Origin of the sequence: Pseudomonas sp. CYM-20-01 (genome assembly GCF_023169845.1) — a bacterium.
Taxonomy (GTDB): Bacteria; Pseudomonadota; Gammaproteobacteria; order Pseudomonadales; family Pseudomonadaceae; genus Aquipseudomonas; species Aquipseudomonas azotoformans.
Map to the genome: position 1 here is coordinate 971,759 of NZ_AP025169.1, position 20,523 is coordinate 992,281.

19 protein-coding genes are annotated in these 20,523 nt (G+C 62.5%); 7 read left to right on the forward strand and 12 right to left on the reverse strand.

What is annotated here, in order from left to right:
- Window positions 1-65: 65 nt before the first annotated feature.
- The 4 genes from M2497_RS04160 to M2497_RS04175 all read right to left on the reverse strand — a co-directional run bounded on the left by M2497_RS04160 (window position 66) and on the right by M2497_RS04175 (window position 5,967).
- Window positions 66-1,748: a POTRA domain-containing protein gene (locus M2497_RS04160; RefSeq protein ID WP_248485944.1), complete on the reverse strand. Its 1,683-nt coding sequence runs from the start codon at window positions 1,746-1,748 to the stop codon at window positions 66-68.
- 186 nt (window positions 1,749-1,934) lie between these two features.
- Entirely contained in the window at window positions 1,935-3,470 is a 1,536-nt protein-coding gene (locus M2497_RS04165; RefSeq protein ID WP_248485945.1) for a collagen-like triple helix repeat-containing protein, read from the reverse strand.
- Window positions 3,471-3,772: 302 nt separating this feature from the next.
- Window positions 3,773-4,621, reverse strand: a complete 849-nt coding sequence (locus tag M2497_RS04170; RefSeq protein ID WP_248485946.1) for a MaoC/PaaZ C-terminal domain-containing protein — start codon at window positions 4,619-4,621, stop codon at window positions 3,773-3,775.
- A gap of 2 nt (window positions 4,622-4,623) precedes the next feature.
- On the reverse strand, window positions 4,624-5,967 hold the full coding sequence (locus tag M2497_RS04175) for a 3-oxoacyl-ACP reductase (RefSeq protein WP_248485947.1): 1,344 nt from the start codon (window positions 5,965-5,967) through the stop codon (window positions 4,624-4,626).
- A gap of 105 nt (window positions 5,968-6,072) precedes the next feature.
- On the opposite strand from M2497_RS04175, the gene M2497_RS04180 reads away from it, so the two are divergent.
- Both M2497_RS04180 and M2497_RS04185 read left to right on the forward strand, forming a co-directional pair.
- Window positions 6,073-7,350, forward strand: coding sequence for an acetyl-CoA C-acetyltransferase (locus M2497_RS04180; protein ID WP_248485948.1), 1,278 nt, complete (start codon window positions 6,073-6,075; stop codon window positions 7,348-7,350).
- A 124-nt stretch (window positions 7,351-7,474) separates the two neighbouring features.
- The gene (locus M2497_RS04185; protein ID WP_014716761.1) at window positions 7,475-8,374 is read left to right on the forward strand and encodes a PA4780 family RIO1-like protein kinase; all 900 of its coding nucleotides are present in this window, start codon (window positions 7,475-7,477) and stop codon (window positions 8,372-8,374) included.
- 133 nt (window positions 8,375-8,507) lie between these two features.
- Here M2497_RS04185 and cueR read toward each other — a convergent pair whose 3' ends face one another.
- The 3 genes from cueR to M2497_RS04200 form a co-directional block, all read right to left on the reverse strand.
- The gene (gene cueR, locus M2497_RS04190) at window positions 8,508-8,909 is read right to left on the reverse strand and encodes a Cu(I)-responsive transcriptional regulator (protein ID WP_058423616.1); all 402 of its coding nucleotides are present in this window, start codon (window positions 8,907-8,909) and stop codon (window positions 8,508-8,510) included.
- On the reverse strand, window positions 8,906-11,107 hold the full coding sequence (locus tag M2497_RS04195; RefSeq protein ID WP_248485949.1) for a heavy metal translocating P-type ATPase: 2,202 nt from the start codon (window positions 11,105-11,107) through the stop codon (window positions 8,906-8,908). The genes cueR and M2497_RS04195 overlap by 4 nt, the downstream gene beginning before the upstream one ends.
- A gap of 127 nt (window positions 11,108-11,234) precedes the next feature.
- Complete coding sequence (locus tag M2497_RS04200; protein ID WP_058423618.1) at window positions 11,235-11,615, reverse strand: hypothetical protein; 381 nt, start codon at window positions 11,613-11,615, stop codon at window positions 11,235-11,237.
- Between the two features lie 147 nt (window positions 11,616-11,762).
- Between M2497_RS04200 and M2497_RS04205 the strand changes: the two genes are divergently transcribed.
- Window positions 11,763-11,960 (forward strand): cation transporter, encoded by a 198-nt coding sequence (locus tag M2497_RS04205; protein ID WP_248485950.1) that lies wholly within the window; start codon window positions 11,763-11,765, stop codon window positions 11,958-11,960.
- Between the two features lie 85 nt (window positions 11,961-12,045).
- Entirely contained in the window at window positions 12,046-13,239 is a 1,194-nt protein-coding gene (locus M2497_RS04210) for a Bcr/CflA family multidrug efflux MFS transporter (protein WP_248485951.1), read from the forward strand.
- 8 nt (window positions 13,240-13,247) lie between these two features.
- Here M2497_RS04210 and M2497_RS04215 read toward each other — a convergent pair whose 3' ends face one another.
- The 3 genes from M2497_RS04215 to M2497_RS04225 form a co-directional block, all read right to left on the reverse strand.
- Window positions 13,248-13,430: a hypothetical protein gene (locus M2497_RS04215; protein WP_071491563.1), complete on the reverse strand. Its 183-nt coding sequence runs from the start codon at window positions 13,428-13,430 to the stop codon at window positions 13,248-13,250.
- A 145-nt stretch (window positions 13,431-13,575) separates the two neighbouring features.
- Window positions 13,576-14,589, reverse strand: a complete 1,014-nt coding sequence (locus M2497_RS04220) for a zinc-binding alcohol dehydrogenase family protein (RefSeq protein ID WP_248485952.1) — start codon at window positions 14,587-14,589, stop codon at window positions 13,576-13,578.
- Between the two features lie 26 nt (window positions 14,590-14,615).
- Entirely contained in the window at window positions 14,616-14,909 is a 294-nt protein-coding gene (locus M2497_RS04225; RefSeq protein ID WP_248485953.1) for a putative quinol monooxygenase, read from the reverse strand.
- A 118-nt stretch (window positions 14,910-15,027) separates the two neighbouring features.
- Between M2497_RS04225 and M2497_RS04230 the strand changes: the two genes are divergently transcribed.
- Together M2497_RS04230 and M2497_RS04235 are read left to right on the forward strand one after the other, a co-directional pair.
- On the forward strand, window positions 15,028-15,954 hold the full coding sequence (locus M2497_RS04230) for a LysR family transcriptional regulator (RefSeq protein ID WP_248485954.1): 927 nt from the start codon (window positions 15,028-15,030) through the stop codon (window positions 15,952-15,954).
- A gap of 137 nt (window positions 15,955-16,091) precedes the next feature.
- Window positions 16,092-16,787 (forward strand): helix-turn-helix transcriptional regulator, encoded by a 696-nt coding sequence (locus M2497_RS04235; RefSeq protein ID WP_248485955.1) that lies wholly within the window; start codon window positions 16,092-16,094, stop codon window positions 16,785-16,787.
- Window positions 16,788-16,821: 34 nt separating this feature from the next.
- Here M2497_RS04235 and M2497_RS04240 read toward each other — a convergent pair whose 3' ends face one another.
- The gene (locus M2497_RS04240) at window positions 16,822-17,775 is read right to left on the reverse strand and encodes an adenosine deaminase (RefSeq protein ID WP_027607950.1); all 954 of its coding nucleotides are present in this window, start codon (window positions 17,773-17,775) and stop codon (window positions 16,822-16,824) included.
- A 194-nt stretch (window positions 17,776-17,969) separates the two neighbouring features.
- Here M2497_RS04240 and M2497_RS04245 point away from each other — a divergent pair, with 194 nt between their 5' ends.
- A complete protein-coding gene (locus tag M2497_RS04245; protein ID WP_058423626.1) occupies window positions 17,970-19,061 on the forward strand; it encodes a calcium:proton antiporter in 1,092 nt (363 codons plus the stop codon).
- Here M2497_RS04245 and M2497_RS04250 read toward each other — a convergent pair whose 3' ends face one another.
- Window positions 19,062-20,417 (reverse strand): 8-oxoguanine deaminase, encoded by a 1,356-nt coding sequence (locus M2497_RS04250; RefSeq protein WP_248485956.1) that lies wholly within the window; start codon window positions 20,415-20,417, stop codon window positions 19,062-19,064. It abuts the gene before it with no gap.
- Between the last annotated feature and the right edge of the window lie 106 nt (window positions 20,418-20,523).

Below are 20,523 nucleotides of genomic sequence, written 5' to 3' on the forward strand. Positions count from 1 at the left end.
AGCGGGAGTGCTGCGCACTCCAACGCGGGGCAAGCCCGCTCGCCACAGCAAGCCCGCTCACCACATTAGAGCTGGTAGCTGAAGCTCAGCGAATAGCGCGGTCGACGATCGAAGCTGTCCAGGGCTTCGTCCGACATCGGCTTGGCGGCTTCCAGCGCGATGTTGTAGTACTTGGCGTCGCCAAAGCGCAGGCCCAGCGCCGCCGATGACAGGTCATTGCCCTTGACCGGCAGGTCGTTGAACCAGGTCTTGGCGCGGTCGAACACCACATAGGGTTGCAGGATCCTCACCCAATCACCGGCGCGGTTGTAGCTGTAGTTGACCTCGTATGCCACGCCCCAGCCTTTGTCGCCCGTGCCTTGGTCATCGGGGTAGCCGCGGCCGAAACTCTGCCCGCCGAAGGTGGCGCGCTCGCTGTCCGGCAGGTAGTCGTTGCTCCAGTAGAGCGCGCCGGACAGCACGCCTTGCCAATTGCCGAACAGCTTGTTGCTCTGCACGCCAGACAGGCGCAGGCGGAAGAAGTCGAGGTCGGGCTTGAGGCCGCCGAAGTCGGTGCGTGTCTTGGCACCCATGCCGTTGATGCCTTGGTAGAGGCCGCCGCTGATGATGCGCAACTGCGTGGGATCCGCTTTGCGCCAGTCGCCCTCGAAGGCCAGGGCGCGCAGGTTGGTTTCCAGCTCGAAACGCTGAGGGAAACCGCTGAGCTTGTACCGGGTGGTCTGGTCGACGGCGTAGAGGCGGGCGCCGAGGTTCAGCGATTCGCTGGGCGAGGCGATAAAAGGGTGGCTGAGGCCAAAGGAGTAACGGTCGATTTCCTGGTGCGGCTTGAGTTCCAGGCCATCGCCCAGTTGCAGGCTGGTGCTTGGGTCGGCGCGGTAGCGTTCGCCCGAGAGCGCCAGTTGGGTGCCTTCGGCATTGAGGAACTGGCTATAGGTCGCGCGGTAGTAGTGCTCTTTATCCTGGCCCGGCGGAAACAGGCCACTGATGCTCAGTTGCTCGCCCATGGAGGTCCACGAATTGCTGGTGCCGGTCAGCAGCGCCTGGGTGCCGCCACGGCTGGCCTGGTTGAGGCTCATGCTGGTGGTGACGGGCTTGCGGCTGGCGGTGACTTGCATATGAGTGCCGCCATCGGTGGTGCTGGGGGGCGGCACTTGAGCCTGCACGGTCAGGCCTGGGATCGCACTCATCAGCGTGGTGTAGCGTTCGAAGGTCTTGCGCGTGAGCGGGCGTTCGGCCTGGAGTTTTCCCGCCAGTTTGTCGACATAGGAGGAGACTGATCCGATGTCGCCTTGCAACTGGTAATCGCGGATGTAGCCCTCCACCAGCACCACCTGTACCAGGCCGTTTTCGAAGTGCTGTTCCGGCAGGAAGGCGTAGGACAGCAAGTAGCCGTCTTCCTGGTAGCGCCGGGTGATGCTGCGGGTGGCTTCGATCAATTGCGCCAGGTTGGTTTCATGGCCGATCAGCGGCGCGAATGCCTGGGCGACGTCCTTGAGCGGGTAGACGGTGCCGCCGTCGATCTGCAGTTTGCGAATGGTGACCTTGGTGTCCATCATCAGCGGCTGCCCGGCGGTGGGCGCCGGTGTTGGCACCTGGGTGGGCGTGCCGGTAGGCCGGTAGGCGTCGACGGGCAGATTGGGCACGGGCAGGTTGCGGATGGTGTCGTTGCTATTGAGGAAAGTGGGAAGGGTATCGGCGTGGGCGTAAGCACTGAGGGTGAGCAATAACAACGGCGTCAAAGCGCGCATAGGACACTCCATGGTCAAAACTGCAGCAGCGTTTCGCAGATTCCCGCCGGGCTCTGGGGGCGCGGTTCGGGTGTCTCCAGGGGTCGATCATTGACCCAAAAAAAAGACGAGAGACTTAGTGGGGTCTCTCGTCTCAACCAAGCGTAGGCGCTGTAGGTGAGGCCGTCTAATCGGCCAGGTGCAATTCTATTTTGTGCCGCTCAGGCCACCCAACAGCCCGCCGAGAACACCACCGTTTGCATTGGCGCCGGCCCCCGCGCCCGCCGAGGCACCGGCACCCACATTGAGACCGCCGCCGAGCAAGCCGCCACCGGTGTTGGTGCCGCCGGTGACCAGGCCGCCGATCGACGCCACGGTGCCACCCACTGCGGTCACGGTGCCGCCCAGGGCATTGGTGACCGGGTTGGCGTTGGTGGCGCTGATTTGCCCGCCCAGGCTGCTGACCGCGCCACCGACATTAGTGACCAGGCCATTCACCGGGCCACCCAGGCCGGTGGCGTTGCCGACGTTTTGCGTCAAGCTTTGCACGCCGCTGGTGACGGGGTTCAGTGCGCCGCCGATCTGGCTGGTCAGCCCTGCAATGGGGGCGCCTGCCGCCATGTTTGGAGCGCCGCTGCCGCCGAGGAGGGTACCCAGGGAGGCCACGGTGGTGCCGGCTTTGACACCGGTGACGCCGGTCGCGCTGACCACGCCATTACTGCTGCCTGCATCCAGGCCGCCACCGGCACCGGCAATCACGCCACCGATCAGTTCAGGCAAACCCAACCGGTTGATGCTGCCGCCTGTACCGCCGCCGCTGTTGCCACTGTTGTTGCCTTCATTTGGGTCGACATAACCGCCAGCCTTGCTCACCACGGTGCCGACGCCATTGAGCACATTGCCCACCGCACCCGTCACTGGGTTGCCAGTGCCACCTGCGCCGGCGACGTTATCGCCCAGGCCGTCGACGGTATCGCCAACTTTTTGCAGCAGGCCGCCCACAGGCTTATCAAGACCGGTCGCGGTGCCGACTTTACCCGTGGTGTTTTCCACCAGGGATACCACCGGTACCAGCACTCTCGCGCCGACGGTGTTGGTCACCGAGCCCAGTGGGCCGGTGGTGCTGGCGGTGCTCAGGGTGTCGCCCAGCATGGTCACGGCATTGCCGACCTTGCCGACGACGTTGCCGACTACCGGGGCTGCGCCGCTGACGACCGGCACTTTACCCAGCAGGGTGGCGACGTTGCTACCGGTGACGGTCACGCCATCGCCCAGGTCGGAAACCCCATTGGCCACGCCGGCGACGGTTTTGCCCAAGGCATTGCTGTCCGTGCCAAGCGAGCCCAGGCCATCCGACAGGCCGGTGCCGATGCTGCCGACCGCGTTGCCGGTGGCATTCACCAGGCCGCCCGCAGTGGCGCCAACGATGGGCAGGCTGCCAAGGGTGGTGCCCAGGCTCCTGACGGTGCCGCCGAGGTCGGTCACGGTATTACCGAGGGTGTCGACCACGGTGGCGGTGACCAAGGGGGTCGTGCCGCCGCCTGGGTTGGTGCCAGGATCGGTGCCGGGGTTGGTCCCTGGGTCGGTGCCGCCGCCTGTCCCGCCACCTGCACCCGCACCCGCACCCGAGGAGGACCCACCGCTGTGATGCCCGCCACCACCGCTGCTGCAGCCGCCGAGTGCCAGTGCTACTGCCAGGGCCAGCGCGGTACTTGCTTTCCAAAACACGACTTGAGTTTTCATGATTGAGTTCCTTGCACCTGTACAACCTTGGTTGTCTTCAAACGCTCGCTACTTCTGGGGATAGCGATGCGTTTGTCCGTGTGGCTATAGCAGCCCCGGCGGTGCGTTCTCTCAATGCTCTACTTGGTATTAACGATTTATATACAGCAGCGGTGTACCGGTTAAGCAACTAATGCCAAGGGTATAAGGGAAGGATGTATCAAGATGTATATATGTTATAAATCAATTGGTTAAATAAAAAAAGCGGGCTTCATGAAGTCCGCTATTACTTAGTGTGTATATATACAATTAACCTGTTTGTTTCAGGCGATCGGCCGCCACTTGCCTACCATATGTTCAATATCGCCCGCGCCTTTCAACCACAACGCTCCGCTGGAACCGGCGGCGCTGGCCAATAACGTCACTTCACCGGGCAGGCGCACGGGTTTCCTGAACTCGACGTCGATCTCGATATTGGCGGCGGGCAAGTGTTCGCCGAGCGCGGCGAGGGTGTGCGCCTTGTTCCACAGCCCATGGGCGATGGCCTGGGGGAAGCCGAACAGCTTGGCGGTCAGGGCGCTGAGGTGGATCGGGTTGTAATCACCGGAGACTCGCGCATAACGACGGCCGATATCGGCGGGGGCTTTCCAGCGGGTCAGTTCGCTGACCTGGGCGGGAGACGGTTGGGTGATAGCTTCTGTCTCGCCTTCCAGCTTCACGCCCCGGCACAGCATGCGGCTGTCGGCTTCCCACAGCAGGCCGAGGGAATCTTCAACCGTGGTGATCAGATCGAAGGTTGCACCCTTGGGGTGGGGTTTGAGGTTCTGCGCGTGTACAGCCACGAAAAGGTCGCTCACACCCCCCAAGGGGCGATGAATGCGGATGCGGTTACTCAGGTGAATCAGCCCCAGCAGCGGGAAGGGAAAACGTTTATCGGTGAGCAACTGCATCTGCAGGCCGAACGCCAGGATATGCGGATACGTCGCCGGCAGGATTGGGCCGTCGGCAAAGCCGCAGACCTTGCGATAGGCCGTCACCCGCTGGGGATCGATGCTGACCCGGCAGCGCAACCCGAACTCGGGCAATGTACTGCCGGTGATTTTGCGCTTGAGGGCTGCGCGCCAATACAGCGGCGGCAGAGACGGTGCTGTGTCTAACGTCTTCCATTGCATGCTCACGCTCCCAACAGACTTTGCCCACACACCCGCAACGCTTGCCCGCTGATCGCACCGGAGCCCGGTTGGCCCAGCCAGGCCACCGCTTCGGCGACATCCTGCGGCAGGCCGCCCTGGCCCAGCGAACTCATGCGTCGCCCGGCCTCGCGCAAGGCGAACGGGATATGCGCGGTCATCTGGGTTTCGATAAACCCCGGCGCCACGGCATTGATACTGATGCCGCGCGCCTTGAGCAGCGGCGCCCAGGCCTGTGCGAGGCCGATCAAGCCGGCCTTGCTCGCCGCGTAGTTGGTTTGCCCACGGTTGCCGGCGATGCCGCTGATCGACGCCAGCAGCACCACGCGGGCGTTGTCATGCAGGGTGCCGCTGTCGAGCAGCGCCTTGGTCAGTACCTGCGGCGCATTGAGGTTGACGGCCAGCACCGCGTCCCAGTATTCCGGGGTCATGTTCGCCAGGGTTTTGTCACGGGTGATACCCGCGTTGTGCACCAGGATATCCAGGCCATCGGGCAGGTGTTCGATCAATTGGGTGGCGGCGTCTTCGGCGCAGATATCCAGCGCCACGGTGCGTGCACCCAGGCGTGCGGCCAGGGCATCGAGGTCGGCCTTGGCCTGGGGCACGTCGAGCAGGATCACCTCGGCGCCGTCGCGGGCGAGGGTTTCGGCGATGGATGCGCCAATGCCACGGGCGGCACCGGTGACCAGCGCCTTGCGCCCGGCCAGGGGCCGTGTCCAATCTTCGACCGGCGTGGCGCAGGCCTCCAGGCGGATCACCTGGCCGGAGATATAGGCGCTTTTCGGCGAGAGGAAGAAACGCAGGGCGCCTTCCAACTGGTCTTCGGCACCGTCGCCGACATACAGCAATTGCAGCACCCCGCCGTTGCGCAGCTCTTTGGCCAGCGAGCGGCTGAAGCCTTCCAGGGCGCGCTGGGCACTGGCAGCGAACGGATCGCCGAGGTTTTCCGGCGCACGGCCGAGGATCACCAGGTGCGCACTGTTATCCAGGTTTTTCAGTAGCGGTTGGAAGAACTCGCGCAATTGCTTGAGCTGATCGGTGTGTTGCAAGTCGCTGGCGTCGAACACTACGGCCTTGAGCTTGGGGCCGTGGCCGGGGATCCACGTCGACGTCTCTGCGCCGTAGGTGTAGATCGCGTCGGTGAGCTTGTTGGCGAACGCCTGCACCTTGCTGACCAGTGCACCGCCGCCCAGCAGCAATGCGCCTTCCACCGGGCGCAGGCGCCCGGCTTGCCAGCGTTCCAGGCGTACCGGCGACGGCAGGCCAATGGCGGCGACCAGACGATGGCCGAGGCTTGAGTTGGCGAAGTCGATATAACGGTCAGACATGGAACGCTCTCCGAAGGCTGGGGTTCAAAGGGTTGACCATCCCAGGGTAGCAGTCGTTCGACTAGGCTCAGTAATCCAGCCCACAACAGACAGAGGGAGCTTTCCATGACTCAATTGCGCCGTGTAGCGATCATTGGCGGTAATCGCATTCCTTTCGCGCGCTCCAATGGCCCTTATGCCACGGCGAGCAACCAGGCAATGCTGACCGCGGCCCTCGAAGGCCTGATCGAACGCTACAACCTGCACGGCCTGCGCCTGGGCGAAGTGGCTGCCGGCGCGGTGCTCAAGCATTCGCGGGATTTCAACCTGACCCGCGAATGTGTGCTCGGCTCACGCCTGTCCCCGCAAACCCCGGCCTATGACATTCAACAGGCCTGCGGCACCGGCCTGGAAGCGGCGTTGCTGGTGGCCAACAAGATTGCCCTGGGCCAGATCGAATGCGGGATTGCCGGTGGGGTCGACACCACCTCCGACGCGCCGATCGGCGTGAACGAAGGGCTGCGCAAGATTTTGCTGCAAGCCAACCGCAGCAAGTCCATGGCGGATAAATTAAAAGTCCTGTTACAACTTCGTCCCCATCACCTCAAGCCGGAACTGCCGCGCAACGGCGAACCGCGTACCGGTTTGTCCATGGGGCAACATTGTGAATTGATGGCGCAGACCTGGCAGATTCCCCGCGCCGAGCAGGACCAGTTGGCCCTGGAAAGCCATCAGAAAATGGCCGCTGCTTACGCCGAGGGCTGGCACAACGATCTGCTCACGCCGTTCCTGGGCCTGACCCGTGACAACAACCTGCGCCCCGACCTGACCCTGGAAAAACTCGCCGCCCTCAAGCCTGCCTTCGAACGCAGCGCAAAGGGCACGCTTACCGCCGGCAACTCCACGCCGCTCACCGATGGCGCATCGCTGGTGCTCTTGGGCAGTGAAGCGTGGGCCAGGGAGCGCGGCTTGCCGATCCTCGCGTACCTGCGCGATGGCGAAGCGGCAGCGGTGGACTTCGTCAACGGTGCCGAAGGCCTGCTGATGGCGCCGGTTTATGCGGTACCGCGCTTGCTGGCGAGGAATGGTCTGACGCTGCAGGACTTCGATTACTACGAGATCCACGAAGCCTTCGCTGCCCAAGTGTTGTGCACGCTCAAGGCCTGGGAAGATGCGGACTACTGCAAGACGCGCCTGGGACTTGACGCCCCCTTGGGCTCCATCGACCGTAGCCGCTTGAACGTTAAAGGCAGTTCCCTGGCCGCCGGTCATCCGTTTGCCGCCACCGGTGGGCGTATCGTCGTCAATCTGGCCAAGCTGCTGGACGCGGCGGGCCAGGGGCGTGGGCTGATTTCGATCTGCGCGGCGGGCGGTCAGGGTGTTACGGCGATCATTGAGCGCTGAAACTGGCATATTGGATGCATTCTTAAGTGATCAACGGTCGGTAGCCTCTCCCACCGGCGAGCTGATTGCCGTATAACGAGTGCCATACGCGTATTTGGTAATAAAGGACCCACAATAAAAGCTGATGAAGACTCCTAAACGCATTGAACCCCTGATCGAAGACGGTCTGGTCGACGAAGTGCTGCGCCCACTCATGAGTGGTAAAGAAGCAGCTGTTTATGTGGTGCGCTGCGGCAACGAATTGCGTTGCGCCAAGGTTTACAAGGAGGCGAACAAACGAAGTTTTCGTCAAGCGTCCGAATACCAGGAAGGCCGTAAGGTCCGTAACAGCCGGCAGGCGCGGGCCATGGCCAAGGGCTCCAAGTTCGGCAAGAAAGAAACCGAAGATGCCTGGCAGAACGCCGAAGTAGCGGCGTTGTTCCGCCTGGCCGGTGCGGGCGTTCGCGTGCCCCAGCCGTTCGACTTCCTTGAAGGCGTGCTGCTGATGGAACTGGTGGCCGACGAGTACGGCGATGCGGCGCCGCGTCTGAACGACGTGGTGCTGGAGCCGGACCAGGCGCGCGAATACCACGCCTTCCTGATTTCCCAGATCGTGCTGATGCTGTGTACCGGCCTGGTGCACGGTGACCTGTCCGAGTTCAATGTACTGCTCACGCCAACCGGCCCGGTCATCATCGACCTGCCCCAGGCGGTGGATGCGGCGGGCAACAACCACGCGTTCAGCATGCTGGAGCGGGACGTGGGCAACATGGCTTCCTATTTCGGGCGTTTTGCCCCGGAATTGAAGAAGACCAAGTACGCCAAGGAAATGTGGGCGCTGTATGAAGCCGGCACCCTGCACCCGGCCAGCGTCTTGACCGGCGAGTTCGACGAGCCGGAAGAACTGGCGGACGTCGGCGGTGTGATTCGCGAGATCGAAGCGGCGCGGCTGGATGAAGAGCGTCGCCAGGCGATTCGCGCGGCGGACGATGCGCCGCCGAGCAAGGTGCCGGACGAACCGCCGCCGCCGCCGTGGATGCAGTGATTTCCAGATAACTGGAAATCACAATGTGGGAGGGGGCTTGCCCCCGATTGCAGTGGGTCAGCTACAGATAAGCCGGCTGATCCACCGCTATCGGGGGCAAGCCCCCTCCCACATTGGATTTGTGCAAATTCGGTCAGGCGCAGCAGCTTCCGGACGCCAACTCCTTGAGAATCGGACAATCCGGCCGGTGATCGCCTTGGCAGTGCTCCACCAGGTCCTGCAAGGTATCGCGCAACTGCCCCAGCTCCAGGATCTTCTGGTTCAACTCATCGATATGCTGGCGCGCCAAGGCTTTTACATCGGCGCTGGCCCGTTGGCGGTCCTGCCACAGGGTCAGCAGCTTGCCGACTTCCTCCAATGAAAACCCCAGGTCGCGCGAGCGTTTGATAAACGCCAGGGTGTGCAAGTCATCCGCGCCGTACACGCGATAGCCGCTGTCGGTACGGTGGGCGGCCTTGAGCAGGCCGATGGATTCGTAGTAACGAATCATCTTGGCGCTGAGCCCGCTCTGACGGGCGGCTTGGCCGATGTTCATGGGCGTTGATCCTCCAAATCCTTGGGTTTCCAAGTCTTCAACAGTAAGGCATTGCTGACCACGCTGACACTCGACAAGGCCATCGCGGCACCGGCCAATACCGGGTTGAGCAGGCCGAATGCGGCCAGCGGAATGCCGATCAGGTTGTACACAAAGGCCCAGAACAGGTTCTGACGGATCTTGGCGTAGGTCTTGCGGCTGATCTCCAGTGCGGCCGGCACCAGGCGCGGGTCGCCGCGCATCAGGGTGATACCGGCCGCGTGCATGGCCACGTCGGTGCCACCACCCATGGCGATGCCGATATCGGCGGCGGCCAGGGCCGGGGCGTCGTTGATGCCGTCGCCGACCATGGCCACCACGCCGGTTTTTTTCAGCTCGGCGACAGTAGCGGCTTTGTCGGCGGGCAGCACCTCGGCGTGCACATCCTCTATGCCCAAGGCCTCGGCGACCACGCGGGCGCTGCCGCGATTATCGCCAGTGAGTAAATGACTGCTGATGTGCTGGGCCTTGAGTTGCTGTACCGCCTCCAGCGCGCCGGGCTTGAGCGTATCGCCAAAAGCGAACAGCCCCAGCACTCGCGGTTGGGCGCCTTGCGCGATCAGCCAGGACAAGGTGCGACCTTCGGCCTCCCAGGCTTTGGCCGAGTCGGCCAGGCCCCCCGCGTTCAAACCGTTTTCTTCAAGCAGGCGGCGATTGCCCAGGGCCAACTGCTGGCCATTCAGCGTGCCAGCGATGCCGCAGCCGGTCAGCGATTGGCTGGCCGTCACATCGGCTACCTCCAACCCTTGCTCGCTACAGGCATCCAGTACGGCTTTGGCCAAAGGGTGTTCACTGCCGCGTTGCAGCGCGCCGGCGTGTTGCAGCAGGAGCGCTTCATTGCCATCCACGGCTGCCAGATGAGCGATCTTTGGCGCGCCGGAGGTGAGGGTGCCGGTCTTGTCGAAGACCACGGCGCTCACTTCATGGGCGCGCTCCAAGGCTTCGGCGTCCTTGATCAGGATGCCGTGGCGGGCGGCAACCCCGGTGCCGGCCATGATCGCAGTCGGTGTGGCCAGGCCCAAGGCACAGGGGCAGGCGATCACCAGCACGGCGACGGCATTGATGATCGCGGTCTCCAGTGACGCGCCGTACAACCACCAGCCCACCAGGGTGATCAATGCCAGTACCAGCACGGCCGGGACAAACACCTGGCTGACTTTGTCCACCAGCTTCTGGATCGGTGCCTTGGCGGCCTGGGCGTCTTCCACCAGGCGAATGATCCGCGCCAGCACGCTTTCGGCGCCGAGGGCCAGGGTGCGTACCAGCAGGCGGCCTTCACCGTTGATGGCGCCACCGGTGACTTTGTCGCCAGGTTGCTTGGGCACCGGCAGGCTTTCGCCGCTGATCAAGGCTTCGTCGGCGTGGCTTTGGCCTTCGACCACTTCACCGTCCACCGGGAAGCGCTCGCCGGGTTTTACCAGCACCAGGTCATTGAGTTTCAACGCGTTGATGGCGACATCTTCTTCACGGCCGTCGAGCACTCGAATCGCCCGCTCGGGGCGCAGGGCTTCCAGGGCGCGGATGGCGCTGGCGGTCTGGCGCTTGGCGCGGCTCTCCAGGTATTTACCCAACAGCACCAGGGCGATCACCACCGCCGACGCTTCGAAGTACAGGTGCGGCGCCATGCCTGGGTGAGCGGTGAGCCATTCGTAAATACTCAGGCCGTATCCGGCGCTGGTGCCGATGGCGACCAGCAGGTCCATATTGCCGGCACCAGCCCGCACGGCTTTCCAGGCGGCGATATAAAAGCGTGCGCCGAAGATGAATTGCACCGGCGTGGCCAGGGCGAACTGCGCCCAGGCCGGCAGCATCCAATGCACGCTAAAGGGCTCCACCAGCATCGGCAACACCAACGGCAGTGCCAGTAGGATCGCCAGCAGCAACGCCCACCGCTCGCGGAGCAGGCGCCGGGCCTGATCGGCATCGGTGGCGGTTTCGCTTTGGGGCAGGGTGGCGGTGTAGCCGGCTTTGTCGACGGCAGCGATCAGCACGCCGGGGTCCATCTGGCCGAGCACTTCAACATGGGCGCGTTCGTTGGCCAGGTTGACGCTGACGCTTTGCACCCCCGGCACCTTGCCCAGCGCGCGCTCGACCCGGCCGGCACAGCTGGCGCAGGTCATGCCACTGATGGGCAGGTCAAAGGTGGTGGATCCATTCATGGGGCAGTCCTCCAGGAGAAGTTGCCCCTAGCATCAACCTTGACCTGTGGGGAAGGTCAAGCGCGATCGTTCCCACGCTCGGCGTGGGAATGCATCCAGTGATGCTCTGCGTCACGATTCTTTTTGCTCAGTATTCCAATGCGGCGGGTTTCAGATACATCCCGTCCGGCCCTTGGGCAATGCGCAACTTGCGCACATCACCGACCTTCAGCGTGATGTTCTGCGCAGGCGGCGCTAGCAGGCCCGGTAGGCAACCCGGGGCCTGGCCCGGCAACAGCTTCAAGCGCAGGGACAGGTTGCCCGCCGGCAGGTTGAACGAAGTGGCCTGCTCCTGGAACAGCCGGCCCGCCAACTGGTCATTCAGGTACAGACCGATCTCGCAGTTGGTCGGCACTTCCAGGCGTTCCCGGGAAATGATCAGCACCGCATAGTCTTCTGCGGCGAGGGCTTGGGGCGCTGCGGCCGACAGGCTCATCAGGCCGGCAAGGGCAAAAAACGACCAGCGCATGGCGAATGCTCCGTGGTTTAAATCGACGATGAGTGAAGCTTGGCCTTTGAAGCGGCCAAATACCAGCCCGGCAGACATTTGCGGAACTTGACCTTGCCATCGTGGCAAGGTCGAGACTGGGTCCAACCTCATCAAAGGAGTCATGTCATGCAAGTATTCAGCGTTGAAGGAATGACCTGCGGCCATTGCGTTCGAGCGGTGACCCAGGCAGTGCAGGGCCAGGACCCGGCGGCCAGCGTGAAGGTCGACCTGGCAGCAAAGGAAGTGGGCGTCGAAAGCCGCCTGTCTGCCGAGCAAGTGATCGAGGCGATCGCAGAAGAAGGCTATAGCGCCAAGCTTGCCTGAGGCGGAAAAATAGTTAGCGAGCTATCGTGTTCAATGCACCCAAGCGCGGCTAGACTATCGGGCTGCCGACTCACTTGGGTGCCCGATGAACCTCCGCATAATCCTGATCCTGGGTGCCTTGAGCGCCTTCGCGCCGCTGGCGATCGATTTTTACCTGCCGGGCTTCCCGGCCATGGCCAAGGCCTTCGCCACCGATGAAAAACACATCCAGCTGACCCTGGCGGTGTACTTCGGCGGCCTGGCCATCGGCCAATTGATCTACGGCCCGCTGGCGGACCGCTTCGGTCGGCGCGGCCCGCTGCTCAGCGGCGTCACCTTGTTCACCTTGGCCTCCTTCGCCTGCGCCTTTGCGCCGTCACTGGAATGGCTGATTGGCGCGCGTTTCGTGCAAGCCCTGGGCGGCTGCGCGGGCATGGTGATTTCCCGCGCCGTGGTCAGCGACAAATGCGATGCGGTGGGCTCGGCCAAAGTCTTTTCCCAACTGATGCTGGTCACTGGCCTGGCGCCGATCCTCGCACCGTTGGCCGGTGGGGTGATGGTGGGGCTGTGGGGCTGGCAGTCGATTTTCCTGGCGCTGTCGATATTCAGCGTGATGGCGGCCATCGCGGTCGCCGTCGGGCTGCCGGAAACCTTTCCGGCCCATCAGCCGCGCCAGCCGTTGTCCGGCTCGTTGCGTCGCTATGCGGCCTTGTTGTCGGACCGGGTCTACTTGGGCTACGCCCTCACCGGCGGTATCTCGATTGCCGGGATGTTTGCCTACATCGCCGGTTCACCTTTCGTGTTTATCCAACTTTACGGCGTGCCAGCCGAGCATTACGGCTGGCTGTTTGGCTCCAACGCTGCGGGATTTATCCTGGTGGCCCAGGTGAATGCGCGGCTGCTGTCCAAGCGCGGGCCGGCGTTTCTGCTGTCGCGCAGTGTGTGGGTCTACCTGCTGGCGGCGTTGACGTTGCTGGGCATCGCGGCGTTGCGCACCGATGCGCTGTGGCCATTGCTGGTGCCACTGTTTATCTGCATCGCCAGCCTGGGCTGCATTTTGCCCAATACCTCGGCCTGCGCCATGAGCGGGCAGGGCGCACGGGCCGGTAGCGCTTCGGCGTTGCTCGGCTGCATTCAGTTTGGCGTGGCCGCCGGCGCCGCTTCGTTGGTCGGCGTGTTGCACGACGGCACGGCGATGCCGATGGCCATGGTCATCAGCTTGTGCGGTGTATTGGCGGTGACGATTGCGATGTCGACCCAGCGCCTGCAACGCAAACGGGCCTTGCAGGCGCAGGTCTGAAGAGCGGGTCAGCCAGCGGCAGAACGTTGCTGGCTGATGGGAAAACGGTGGGGCGCCTGGATACGGGCTTGCAGGGTGTCGGCAAAGGCACGGGCCTCGGCCTCGGTGCGGAAGGTGAAGGCGTCCTGGTCGAGCCGCACCTGCCATTTATTGCCTGCGGATTTTGCTAACGCTTTTATCAGGATTTTCATTGCTGACTTCCTCACGTAAAAGAATCGTGGCAAAGGCGGCCAATATAGACCCGAATACGCTCACACATATGACAAAGATCAACTCTCTGACTAGCGGTGTCGTCCATTACTCACATGAATAATGGACGACACTGACAGCCTTTTTTCAGAACCCTTCCAGCACGATCTTGCCCTTGGCCTTGCCGCTTTCCAGCAGCGCATGGGCACGGCGCAGGTTGGCCGCATTGATCACGCCGAAGTGCTCGCCTACCGTGGTTTTCAGGGTGCCGGCGTCGATCAGCTCAGCCACGCGGTTGAGCAGGTTGTGTTGCTCGATCATGTCCGGCGTCTCGAACATCGAACGGGTGTACATGAACTCCCAGTGCAACGACAGGCTCTTGCGCTTGAGCTTGCTGACGTCCAGCGCCTTGGGATCGTCGATCAGCGCCAGCTTGCCCTGGGGTTGCAGCGCTTCCACCAGTTGGTCCAGGTGATGGTCGGTCTGGGTCAGGCTGGCGACGTGGGTCACGTGCGGGTGGCCGGCGGCTTTCAGCGCTTCGCTCAACGGTTGGCTGTGGTCGATCACCAGGTCGGCACCGAGGGCCGTGGTCCACGCCTGGGTTTCAGGGCGCGAAGCGGTGCCGATCACTTTCAGGGCAGTGAGCTGGCTGGCCAGTTGGGTCAGGATCGAACCCACACCACCGGCGGCACCGACAATCAGCAGGCTCTGGCCTTCATCCTGATTACCCTCACGCACTTGCAGGCGTTCGAACAGCAGCTCCCAGGCGGTGATCGCCGTCAGCGGCAGCGCGGCGGCTTCGGCAAAGCCCAGGCTTTTCGGCATATGGCCGACGATGCGCTCATCCACGGTGTGCAGTTCGCTGTTGCCACCCGGGCGCACCAGGGATCCCGCGTAGAACACCTTGTCACCGGCCTTGAACAGCGTCACGTCGCTGCCGACGGCCTTGACCACACCGGCCACATCCCAGCCCAGCACCTTGGCGGCGCCGTTTTCCGGGGCGACGTTCTGGCGCACCTTGGTGTCCACCGGGTTGACCGAGATGGCTTTTACTTCCACCAGCAGGTCACGCGGGCCGGCAACGGGGGCTGGCAACTCGATGTCTTGCAAGGCGTTTGGATCGTTGATCGGCAGTGAGGCGTAGTAGGCAATGGCTTTCATGGGGGCTCCAGAAAAAAGGGTGGCAATCAGGCGAGAAATTTCAGGCGCTTGAGTTCGAAGTGTTCGATCACATCAGCGGCCATGGCGCGAAAGCTCTGGATATGCGCGCTCTGGTCGTGGTCGGCGAGCGCCGCGTCGTCGCTCCAGCGTTCGAGCATGTAGAAGGTCTCGGGATGTTGCAGGTCCTGGTGCAGGTCGTACTGTTCGCAACCGGCTTCCAAGCGCGTGGGTTCCAGCAGGTCGCGCAGCAAGGGTTCCAGGGTGGCCTGTTGGCCGGGTTTGGCGATCAGCGTGGCAATGACGTTAAAGGCAGTGGACATATTCAACTCCAGACACGTGATGAACGGGATGCACAGATGATTGGCTATTTCCCGCGCAGATAAAAGCGGCTAAAACAGCAGGCTGTTTCAATGAAATTTTGATAATGAGCGGGAATGCATGCTGCGCTTTGATGATTTGCAATTGTTTGTACGGGCGGCGGACCTGGGGAGCCTGTCCGCCGCCGCACGGGTGATGGATTTGTCGCCCGCCGTGGCCAGCGCCGCGCTCAAGCGTATTGAGCAGCAACTGGGCACGCGCTTGCTGGCCCGCTCCACCCGCAGCCTGCGCCTGACCGCCGAAGGCGAGGGCTTCCTGGAATATGCCCGCGCAGCGCTGAGTTCGCTGGACGAAGGCCGCCGTTTATTGGCCAGCGGCCAGGACCATGTCAGCGGTGTGCTGCAGCTGTCGGCTCCGTCGGATTTTGGGCGTAACCAGTTGCTGCCGTGGCTGGATGAATTTCAGCGTGAGTACCCGCAACTCACCGTGCGCCTGCTGTTGGGCGATCGGATTGCCGATCTGTTTCGCCAGCCGGTGGATATTGCCCTGCGTTACGGTGAGCCCGAAGATTCGAGCCTTATCGCACTGCCCGTTGCGCCGGATAACGTACGGGTGCTGTGCGCCTCCCCCAGCTACCTCGCACGTCATGGTCAGCCTCGGCACCTGGAGCAGTTGGCCCAGCACAATTGCCTGCTCTATATGCTCGGCAGCCGGGTCCATGACCACTGGACCTTTCACGACGGTAAACGCGAGGTCAGCCTGACGGTGACCGGCGACCGCTTCAGTGACGATGCCGACGTGGTCCGCCGTTGGGCGGTGGCGGGTGTGGGGATTGCCTACAAATCCTGGCTGGATGTCAGCACCGATGTGCTCGCGGGACGCTTGCGCCTGATCCTGCCGGAGTTGCGCGGTGAGCGCACGCCGCTCAATCTACTGTGTGCCCATCGTGCGCAACTGAGCAAACCCATCAACCTGTTGCGGGAAATGCTCGTGTCTCGCTGTGCGACGTTGACCGCTCAATTGCCGGAGCGATTGAACGCGATGTAACGCCCTCCATCACAGCAGGAAATTTCATTCAGGTTCTGTCCCTATCCACGCTGTCAGACGCCGTGGAACCGGTGGTTTGCGCCCCTATACTTTGGCTCCCGCATCAGTAGAAAAATAAGCCAACAGGGAGTGAAAAGATGGAAGCAGCACCTTGCATCAGTCAGATCGCCAGCTTGCTTGCCGAGCCTAAACGAACCGCCATGCTGTGGGCCTTGATGGACGGTTCAGCCAAGTCGCCGGTAGAACTGGCGACGCTCGCCGGGTTGTCCGCGACCTCCGCCCATGCGCATTTGGCGCGACTGACCGCAGGCGGTTTGCTGCGTGTGGAAGCCAGGCGTGGCAAGCGCCTGTTTCGCGTGGCGGCGCCGGATGTCAGTGCCGCCATCGATGCCCTGGCCAGGACCACCATGGCCTGCGCAGCGCGCAGCGCGCCGGATGCTTTGCCGCCGACCCTGCTTGCTCCGCCGTCGTTACGTCATGCCCGTTTGTGCCATGGGCACCTTGGTGGCGAGTTGGGGGCGCAGTTATATCAACATCTGCTGGAAGCAGGCTGGATCGAGCGCTACGAACAGCGTACCGATGTCACGGTGAAGGGCGCGAAGCGCTTGGCAAAACTGGGGATTTTTACCCAGGCATTGGCATCGCCGCTGGTGTGCAGCTGCTTTGACTGGAGCCAGCAGCAGCCGCACCTGGGTGGTGCGTTGGGGACGGGGTTGTTGCAACTGTTTTTGCAGTCGAACTGGATCAGCGTGATCAATGAGTCCCAGGCCTTGCAGGTTCATGCCATCGGGCGACAGGAAATCACCCGATTGGCCGTGCCACCAAGGAGCTGACCATGTAGGAGCCAGCAAGCCGGCTCCTACTGGGTTACGGTTTTACCAGTCGCGCATCCAGGCTGTTTTGCGCCAGGCGTTTGGCCTGGTCCTGGGTCATGCCCAGTGAGGTGTACAACGCGTGGAAGTTCTCGGTGACATAACCGCCGAAGTACGCCGGGTCATCCGAGTTCACGGTCACCTTCACACCACGTTCGAGCATGTCGAGGATGTTGTGCTGGGCCATGTCGTCGAACACGCACAGCTTGGTGTTGGACAGCGGGCACACGGTCAGTGGGATCTGCTCGTCGATGATGCGCTGCATCAGGCGCTCGTCTTCGATGGCGCGTACGCCATGGTCGATACGCTGGATTTTCAGCAGGTCGATGGCTTCCCAGATGTACTCCGGCGGGCCTTCTTCACCGGCGTGGGCGACGGTGAGGAAGCCTTCGTGGCGGGCACGGTCGAACACACGCTGGAATTTGCTTGGCGGGTGACCCATCTCCGAGCTGTCCAGGCCCACGGCGACGAACGCGTCGCGGAACGGCAGGGCCTGGTCGAGGGTTTTTTCGGCTTCGGCTTCGCTCAGGTGGCGCAGGAAGCTGAGGATCAAGCCGCTGGTGATGCCCAGTTGCTGCTCGCCATCTTTCAGCGCCGCAGCGATACCGTTGAGCACGACTTCGAAGGGTATGCCACGGTCGGTGTGGGTTTGCGGGTCGAAGAAGGGTTCGGTGTGGATCACATTCTGCGCTTTGCAGCGCAGCAGGTAGGCCCAGGTCAGGTCGTAGAAATCCTGGGAAGTGCGCAGCACGTCGGCGCCCTTGTAATACAGGTCGAGGAATTCCTGCAGGTTGTTGAAGGCGTAGGCCTTGCGCAGGGTTTCGACGTCGTTCCATGGCAGCGCAATCTTGTTGCGCTCGGCCAGGGCGAACAGCAGCTCCGGCTCCAGCGAGCCTTCCAGGTGCAGGTGCAGTTCAGCCTTGGGCAGGGCGTTGAGCCAATCGTACATTTTCTAAATTCTCATCAGGTGCAATGGCGGCATTCTACAGGCCATGGCTGAAATAATTGGCAAAACCTGACCAGCAGGATTGTTTTCGTTGCATTCGCGCAAGGGCCTTGTGAACTAAGGTGTAACGAAACGTTAGCGGCTTGGCGCAGTCTGTACCCCATCAATGACTGATTTGCCGTACTAAAAGGCCCGGAATGCTCACATCCCTCAAGCAAGAAAAATTCATGCTGCTGGCGCTGATTGCCGCCATCGCCGCCTACCCGCTGGAGCACTGGATGCTCAATAGCGGGCAAATCACGGCGCTGTTGGCCGGCGTGGCGCTGATCGGCTTTATCGTGGTGGCGTCGATGCGCGTGGCCCATCACGCCGAACAACTTGCGGAAAAGGTCGGTGACCCCTACGGCACCATGATCCTCACCCTCGCCGCCGTGCTGGTGGAAGTGGTGATCCTGGCGATCATGATGAGCAACGAGCCGTCGCCCACGCTGGTGCGCGACACCATCTATTCGGCGGTAATGCTCGACATCAACGGGATTCTCGGCCTGGCCGCGCTGATGGGCGGCATCAAGCATGGTGAACAGTCTTACAACGACGATTCGGCACGCACCTATAGCGTGATGATCCTCACCGCCATGGGTGTGTCGATGGTGGTGCCGGAATTTATCCCCGAAGCCGACTGGAAAATTTACTCAGCCTTCACCATCGGCGCGATGGTGGTGTTGTACACCCTGTTCCTGCGCATGCAGGTGGGGCCGCACAGTTATTTCTTCAGTTACAGCTACCCGGAAAAACGCCGCAAGAAACTGCCGGAAGAGCAGGAGGCGCCGCCGGTCAACCTGGCGTTTTCCATCGGCACCCTGGTGTTTGGGGTGATTGTGATCGGCGCATTGGCCGAGGTGATGTCCAAGACTTTGGACCTGGGCCTGGAAGGTACAGGCGCGCCGCCGGTGATCACGGCGATCGTGGTCGCGGCTATTTCGGCGGCACCGGAGATTCTGACCGCGTTACGTGCTGCGTTGGCGAACCGCATGCAATCGGTGGTGAATATCGCGCTGGGTGCTTCGCTGTCGACGGTGATCCTGACGGTGCCGGTGATGGAGGCGATGGCGCTCTACACCGGGCAGCCGTTCCAGATGGCAATGACGCCGGTGCAAACGGTGATGGTGTTTATCACGCTGATTGTCAGCGCGATCAACCTCAACGATGGCGAAACCAACGCCATCGAAGGGATGACCCATTTCGTGCTGTTTGCGACCTTTATCATGCTGTCGCTGCTGGGGTTGTAATCAGCCAGCGATCAACTGGTGCGCCGCCTGGGTGTGATCGGCGATCAGGCCCTTGAGGTCCAGGCCTTCGACCTGGCCGTCGATCACGCGCCATTTGCCGCCGATCATTACCCGGTCCGCACGGTCGGCGCCGCACAACAGCAACGCCGAAATCGGATCGTGGCTGCCGGAAAAGCGCAGCTCATCCAGCTTGAACAGCGCCAGATCGGCCTGCTTGCCTACGGCCAACTCACCGATATCCGTACGCCCTAGCAACTGCGCCGAACCCTTGGTCGCCCAACCCAGCACACCTTCCGGGGTGATTTTTTCTGCACCATAACGCAGCCGCTGGATGTACAGGGCCTGGCGGGCTTCGAGGATCATGTTCGACGCATCGTTGGAGGCTGAGCCGTCCACGCCCAGGCCGATAGGCGCGCCCGCAGCGAGCAGGTCCAGGGTCGGGCAGATGCCGGAGGCCAGGCGCATGTTCGAGCTTGGGCAATGGCAGATGCCGGTGCCGGCGGCGCCCAGGCGCGCGATTTCATCCGGGTTGAAGTGAATGCCATGGGCCAGCCAGGTGCGCGGACCGAGCCAGCCGACGCTGTCCAGGTAATCCACGGTGCGCAGGCCGAAACGTTGCAGGCAGAAGTCTTCCTCGTCGAGGGTTTCCGCCAGGTGGGTGTGCAGGCGTACATCCAGGCGATTGGCCAGTTCAGCGCTGGCTTCCATGATTTGCGGGGTGACGGAAAACGGCGAGCAGGGCGCCAGGGCGATCTGGATCTGCGCGCCGTCGCCGCGCTCGTGGTATGCGCGGATCAGGCGCTGGCTGTCTTCGAGGATGACCTGGCCTTGCTGCACGGTCTGTTGCGGCGGCAGGCCGCCGTCAGCCTCGCCCAGGCTCATGGAACCACGGGTGAGCATGGCGCGCATGCCCAGTTCGCGTACGCTTTGCACTTGCACGTCGATGGCGTTTTCCAGGCCCTCGGGGAACAGGTAGTGGTGGTCTGCCGCCGTGGTGCAGCCCGATAGCAACAGTTCGGCCAATGCAACTTTACTGGCCAGTGCGAGTTTTTCCGGGGTGAGCCGTGCCCAGACCGGGTACAGGGTCTTCAACCAGGGAAACAAGGGCTGATTGACCACCGGCGCCCAGGCGCGGGTCAGGGTTTGATAGAAATGATGGTGGGTGTTGATCAGCCCGGGCAGGACCACATGTTCACGGGCGTCGAACACCTGCGCGCAGGGCAGCGCGGGTTCTTGGCCCTGGGCCAGGACTTCGGTGATCACACCGTCTTGCAGCACCAGGCCGCCACGGGCATCGAGGCCATTGGCGGTGAAAATCGCGAGGGGTTTTTTTAACCAGATACGGGTCGCAGGCATTGGCCGGCTCCTCTGAATGATGGGTTCAGGTTTGCCAGCTCAGTGTTGCCCTGTCTGCTGATCCAGGGTCGCCGGTGAAGGCGAGGGGGCAGTCTACGCGCGGATC